The 5,593-nt window shown below is 79.4% G+C and carries 6 protein-coding genes; 5 read left to right on the top strand and 1 reads right to left on the bottom strand.

Going from position 1 to position 5,593, the window contains the following annotated elements:
- The 5 genes from GTR02_RS19225 to GTR02_RS19205 form a co-directional block, all read left to right on the top strand.
- A partial coding sequence (locus GTR02_RS19225; protein ID WP_166609095.1) for an ABC transporter substrate-binding protein occupies positions 1-1,435 on the top strand: 1,435 nt, incomplete at its 5' end.
- An 8-nt stretch (positions 1,436-1,443) separates the two neighbouring features.
- On the top strand, positions 1,444-3,231 hold the full coding sequence (locus GTR02_RS19220) for an ABC transporter permease subunit (RefSeq protein ID WP_205709629.1): 1,788 nt from the start codon (positions 1,444-1,446) through the stop codon (positions 3,229-3,231).
- Entirely contained in the window at positions 3,228-3,785 is a 558-nt protein-coding gene (locus tag GTR02_RS19215) for a GNAT family N-acetyltransferase (RefSeq protein ID WP_166609094.1), read from the top strand. Before GTR02_RS19220 ends, GTR02_RS19215 begins: the two co-directional genes overlap by 4 nt.
- A 121-nt stretch (positions 3,786-3,906) precedes the next feature.
- Positions 3,907-4,881: a hypothetical protein gene (locus GTR02_RS19210; protein WP_166609093.1), complete on the top strand. Its 975-nt coding sequence runs from the start codon at positions 3,907-3,909 to the stop codon at positions 4,879-4,881.
- Between the two features lie 76 nt (positions 4,882-4,957).
- Positions 4,958-5,212, top strand: a complete 255-nt coding sequence (locus tag GTR02_RS19205) for a type B 50S ribosomal protein L31 (RefSeq protein WP_166609092.1) — start codon at positions 4,958-4,960, stop codon at positions 5,210-5,212.
- A gap of 9 nt (positions 5,213-5,221) precedes the next feature.
- On the opposite strand, the gene GTR02_RS19200 is transcribed toward GTR02_RS19205, so the two are convergent.
- Positions 5,222-5,593 (bottom strand): hypothetical protein (locus GTR02_RS19200; RefSeq protein WP_166609091.1); only part of this gene is annotated, 372 nt, incomplete at its 5' end.

The following is a 5,593-nucleotide window of genomic DNA, read 5'->3' as shown; positions in this document are numbered from 1 at the left end:
CCCGCCGGAGGCGGGCCGCCCCGCCGCCGGCGGGTCCGCGGACCGCGTCAGCGTCGCGATGCTGCTGCCGCCCCGCTCCGGCCTCACGCCCTTCAGCGACGACGCCTTCAAGCTCTCGCGCTGGTCGACCGCCGAGACGCTGGTCGTCCTGGACGAGGCCGGCGACGCCCGCCCGGGGCTCGCGACCGCCTGGGAGCAGCTCGACCCGACGACGTGGCGGTTCGCGGTGCGCGGCGGCGTGCGGTTCCACGACGGCACCGCGCTGACGGCCGGCCAGGTCGCCGCGGCGCTCACGGCCGCGACGCGCGCGAGCCCCCAGCCGCGCATCCTCGACGGCGTCGACCTGACCGCCGAGGTCGACCCGGGCGCGCCCGACGCCGTCCTCGTGCGCACCGCCGTCGCGGACCCGCTGGTGCCGCAGCGGCTGTCCAGCCCGCAGCTGTCCGTCCTGGCCGCCGCGGCGTACCGGCCCGACGGCGTCGTCGACCCGGTCGGCCACGGCACCGGGCCCTTCGAGCTCGTCGGGGTCGACGGCACGTCGGGGGCCACCCTCGACCGCTTCGACGGCTACTGGGGGTCGCCGGCCCGGGTCGCGGGGGTGGACGTCGACTTCGTGCCCGACGGCACGGCCCGCGCCGCGGCGCTGCGCACCGGCACCGCCGACGTCGTCGAGGCGGTGCCGGTCTCCCAGGCCGGGCTGCTCGACCCGGCGCAGGTGTTCGAGGTCCCCATGCCGCGGACGAACACGCTGTACCTGAACACCGCGCGGGGGCCGTTCAGCGACCCGGCGCTGCGCGCGGCCGCCCGCGACGCCGTGGACCGCGAGCGGATCGTCGACGGCGTCTACGAGGGTCGCGCCGACGTCGCGCAGGGGCTGCTCGGCCCCGCCCTGCCCTGGGCCGCCGCGGGCCGGCCCTCGCGCACCGAGACGCCCGCGGGGAAGCCCGCGGGGACGCCGATCGTGCTGGCCACCTTCACCGACCGGGCCGAGCTGCCCGAGGTCGCGGTCCAGCTGGAGCAGCAGCTCGAGGCCGCCGGCTTCGACGTGCGCCAGGAGGTCCGCGAGTACGCCCAGATCGAGGCGGACGCCCTCGCCGGCACCTTCGACGCCTTCGTGCTGTCCCGCGCGACCGTGCTGGACTCGGGCGACCCCGTGGCCTACCTGTACTCCGACTTCGCGTGCGAGGGCTCCTTCAACATCTCCCAGCTGTGCGACCCGGCGATCGACGCGGCCCTGCAGCGCGCCGCGGCCACCCCGACCGGCGAGGACCGGCGGGCCGCCGTGCTGGCGGCGGAGCGCCTCGTGCTGGAGTCCGACGCCGCGATCCCCATGCTCCACGAGCGCGTGGTGCAGGGGGAGTCGGGCGACGTCACCGGGGTGGCACGCGACCCCCGCGAGCGGGAGCTGATCACGGCCCGCACGGCCCCGCGCTGAGGCCCGCCGTGCGCTGGAGCACCCTCGTGCGCTCCGCCTCCCGCGGCCTGACCCTGCTGGGGGTCGTCGTCCTCGTCGGTCTGCTGCCCTGGCTGTCCGGGCGCGACCCGGCGCTGACGGTCCTGCGCGGCCGGTCCGCGGAGCAGGAGGCCACCCCCGAGGCCCTCGCGGCGGTCCGGGAGCAGCTCGGCCTCGCCGACGGCCCGGTCCGGCTGCTCGGCCGCTGGGCCGCCGGTGTCGTCCGCGGCGACGCCGGGACGTCGTGGGTCAGCGGCGCGCCGGTGTTGCCCGGGGCCCTGTCCGCCCTGGGCGTCTCCGTCACGCTGACCGCGTTCTCCCTCGCGGTGGCGCTCGCGGTCGCGGTCCTCGTCGTCGCCCCGGCCCTGGCCGCGGTGCTGCGCGGCGCGCCGCGGCGCACGACCGGGGTGGTCGCGGCCTCGCTGACCGCGCTGCCCGAGTTCCTGCTGGCGACCACGCTGCTCGTCGTCGTCGCCGTGTGGTGGGGCCTGCTGCCGCCGTACGGCTGGACGGGCCCGGCCAGCGCGGTCCTCCCGGCCCTCGCGATGGGCCTGCCCGCAGGCGGTCTCGTGGGCCGGCTCGTCGCCGACGCGGTGGCCACCAGCGGTGCCGAGGCGTGGGTCGCGACGTGGACGGCGGCCGGGGCGCCGCGCCGGGCCGTCGCGCACGGCGTGCTGCTGCGCGCGGTCCCGCCCGTCCTGCCGCAGGTCGGTCTGGTCGTGGTCGGGCTGGTCGGCGGGGCCGTCGCCGTCGAGCGCGTGTTCGCGATCCCGGGCCTCGGGCGCGCCACGCTCGGGGCGGCCCAGACGCAGGACCTGCCGGTCCTGCAGGCCGGGATGCTCCTGCTCGTCGGGCTCGGGGCGCTGCTCGGGGTCCTCACCGACGCCGTGCGGCGCCTGCTGCTGGGGCGGGCCGTCCGCGCGGGCGGTCTCGTGATCCCCTCCTCGGGGCACGCCGTGCGCCGGCGCGACCGGCTGGTCCCGCTGACCGCGGTCGTGCTGCTGGTGCTCCTCGTCGCGGGTGGGCTCGCGGGCGACCCCTACGGCGCCGAGCGCGGGCGGCTCTCGCCCCCCGGCGCCGGGCTGCTGCTCGGCGCCGACGCCTCGGGGCGCGACCTCCTGGCGCGGCTCGGCCAGGGCGCCGGCACCACCATCGCCACGGCGCTGCTGGTCTGCCTCGCGAGCTTCGTCGTCGGGCTCGCGGCCGGGCTGCTGCCGGACGTCACCGCGGGCCCCGTCGAGGTCGCCAACGCCGCGCCGCCCGTGATCGCCGGGCTCCTCGTCACCGCCGTCACCGGGCCGTCGGCCACGGGCGCGGCCGTCGCCGTCCTGCTGGTCAGCTGGGCCCCGCTCGCCTCGCACACGGCGGCCCTCGTCGCGGAGGCGCGGGCGCAGCCGCACGTCCGGGTGCTGCCGGTCCTGGGGGTCGGCCCCGTGCGGGCCCTGCTCCTGCACGTCCTGCCGATGGTCGCGGGTCCGGTGCTGCGCAACGCCTTCCTGCGCCTGCCCGGCATCGCGCTCGCCCTCGCGGGCCTCGGCTTCCTCGGGCTGGGGCCGCAGCCGCCGACGCCCGACTGGGGCCTCGTGCTGGCCGAGGGCATGCCCTACGTCGAGCGCGCGCCGTGGGTGGTGCTGGCCCCGGCGGCGTCGCTGGTCGCGCTGTCGGTGCTGGCCGTGAGCGCGTCGACGCTCGCCGCACCGCGCCGGTCCCGGCCGCGCGCGGCCCGGGAGGCCGGGCGGCACCCGGTCGCGGCCGGCGGGGCGGTGAGGCGCCCGTGACCGGGCACGCCGCGTGGTCCGTCGCGCCGCTCTCCCCGGCGACCGTGGCGGGCGCGCGCGAGGTCCTGCGCCGCTGCGTCGCGGAGGACTTCGGCGTCCCGCACGACCCGGTCCTGCACGCCGACGTCGACGACCCCGCGCGGCACTACCCCGGCACGGCGGAGGCCTTCCTCCTCGTCGCCCTCGACGTCGGCGGCCGGGTCGTGGCCACGGCCGGCCTGCGCGAGGGGCGCCTGCGGCCCGGGCTGGCGCCCGGCCACCTCGTCGAGCGCTACGCCGACGGGCGGACCGCGCAGCTGGTCCGGGTCTGCGTGCGGCCCGACGCCCGGCGCCGGGGCACCGCCCGCGCCCTCGTCGCGGCCGTGTGCGCGCGTGCCGCCGCGGACGGCCGCTACGAGCGGACGGCCCTGCACGCCTACCGGCGCTCCCCCGGCGCCGTGGCGTTCTGGGAGGGCCTGGGGGCCCGGCTGGTCGCCGACGACACCGCGGGGCCGTCGGGCAGCGTCTTCTACGAGCTCCCGGCCGCTGCGCCGGACGGCGCGCGCCCCGCCTGAGCGGTCGCGCGCCGATCACCGTCAAGCGCGCGGGCCCGGCGACCGACACACCAGGGAGAGCGCGCGGTCGTCGCGCGGGGACGACGCCTCGCGGGGCGCCGCGCAGGAGCCGAGGAGAGCCATGAGCAGCCAGACGGACGCGCCGGCGGGCGAGAGCACCGCCGCACGAGCCGCGGCCGCGCGGGCCGCAGCCGCGCGGGCCAACGCCGAGGCGGCGGCCCTGGCGGACGCCGCGGCCATGGAGGCCGCCGCGGAGGCGGCCGCGCTCAAGCAGGCCGCGACCGCCGCCGAGGTGGCCGCGCAGACCGCGGCCGTCGAGGCCGCGACCTACAAGCAGAAGGCCCTCGACTCCAGCCCCGACCTGGGGGGCGACGACGCCGCCCACGCGGGCCCCGCCCCCGACCGCGGCACCCGCCTGCTCGGCGCCTACCTCGGCCGCGTCGGCGCGCTGCTGGGCGTCGGCCTCATCGCGATCGGCGTCGCGCACTTCCCGCCCGGGCCGCTGCGCTTCGGCGTCCTGCTCGGCGTCGGCCTCCTCCTCGTCGTGGCCTCGGCCTACGTGACCGAGGTCCGGCTGGCCCCGCCCGCGCTGCACCGCCCCTCGCTGCTGCGCGTCCTCGGGTCCGCGCTCCTGCTGGGGGTCAGCGTCGGCATGCTGACCGGCGGCGTCGCGCACTACGCGGACCACCCCACGCGCTGCGCGTTCCTCGTCCCCCTGGGCCTGCTCGGGTCCTTCCTCGCCCACACGATCCGCCAGCGCGCCGTGCTCGACGGGGCCGTCAGCTGGGTCGGCGGGGCCGTGGCCGTCGTGACCCTCGCGAGCTTCCTCGTCCTGTTCGGCCTGGCCCTGTCCTCGGCGCGCGCCGCCGAGGAGGCCGGGACCGGCGCCTCGACGGGCGTCGCCGAGCACGCGACGGACGAGCACGCGACGGACGAGCACGCGACCGACGAGCACGCGACCGACGAGCACGCCCCCGCGGCCGAGCCCGCACCCGCCGCCGTGCCCGCCGCCGCGACGGTCGCCCCCGCGGCGGAGGAGCACGCCACGGAGGAGCACGCCACGGAGGAGCACGCGGCCGAGCCCGCGGCGCACTGACGTCACCGCCCGCGCGACCGGGAGCCCGGCGGCGTCGTACTCTTCGATAACGACAACCACTATCGAAGAGACCGCCGTGAAGCCCGACCTGCACCCCGCCTACGGCCCCGTCGTGTTCCGCGACAAGGCCGCCGGCGCCGCGTTCGTCTCGCAGTCCACCCTGGCCGGGCGCCCCGGCCTGGCGACGATCGAGTGGGAGGACGGCCGGACGCTGCCCGTCGTCGACGTGGACGTGTCCGCCGCGAGCCACCCGTTCTGGACCGGCACCGCCCGCGTCCTGGACAGCGAGGGTCGCGTGGAGAAGTTCCGCCGCCGCTACGCGGGGCGCTGACGCCCCGGGTCACCGCGCCGCGGGCTGCGTCGCGATCCGGTGCCGCAGCACCGCGGTGACCCGGGCGCGGAGGGTGGGCGGGGGCGTCGTCAGGTCGGCGCCGGGCGCGCCCAGCCAGCCCAGGAGGACGTCGACGTCCGCCGCGCCGAGCCCGGAGAACCACCGCACGTCCGTGGGGCCGGGCCCGGCCGGCTGCACCCCGACGCCCACCTGGGCGGCGCGGGGCAGCGCGGCGCCGGGGCCCATCCGCAGCAGGACGAGGCCCGCGGAGCCCGCGACCGTGCCGCGCAGCCGGTGCAGCAGCCCCACCTCGTCGTGGGCGAGCAGCACCCAGCCGCACGGCGCGGGGTTGGCCGGCGTGGTCGCCGGGGTCGGGGGGGT

This window comes from Kineococcus siccus, assembly GCF_009906795.1.
GTDB classification, from domain to species: Bacteria; Actinomycetota; Actinomycetes; order Actinomycetales; family Kineococcaceae; genus Kineococcus; species Kineococcus siccus.
The sequence above is the reverse complement of the archived record's forward strand: the minus strand, read 5'-3'. Positions and strand labels throughout refer to the sequence as shown.

Excerpts from the sequence above, each read along its gene's own strand:
- GTR02_RS19210 (WP_166609093.1), top strand. The coding sequence starts at position 3,907 with ATGAGCAGCCAGACGGACGCGCCGGCGGGCGAGAGCACCGCCGCACGA.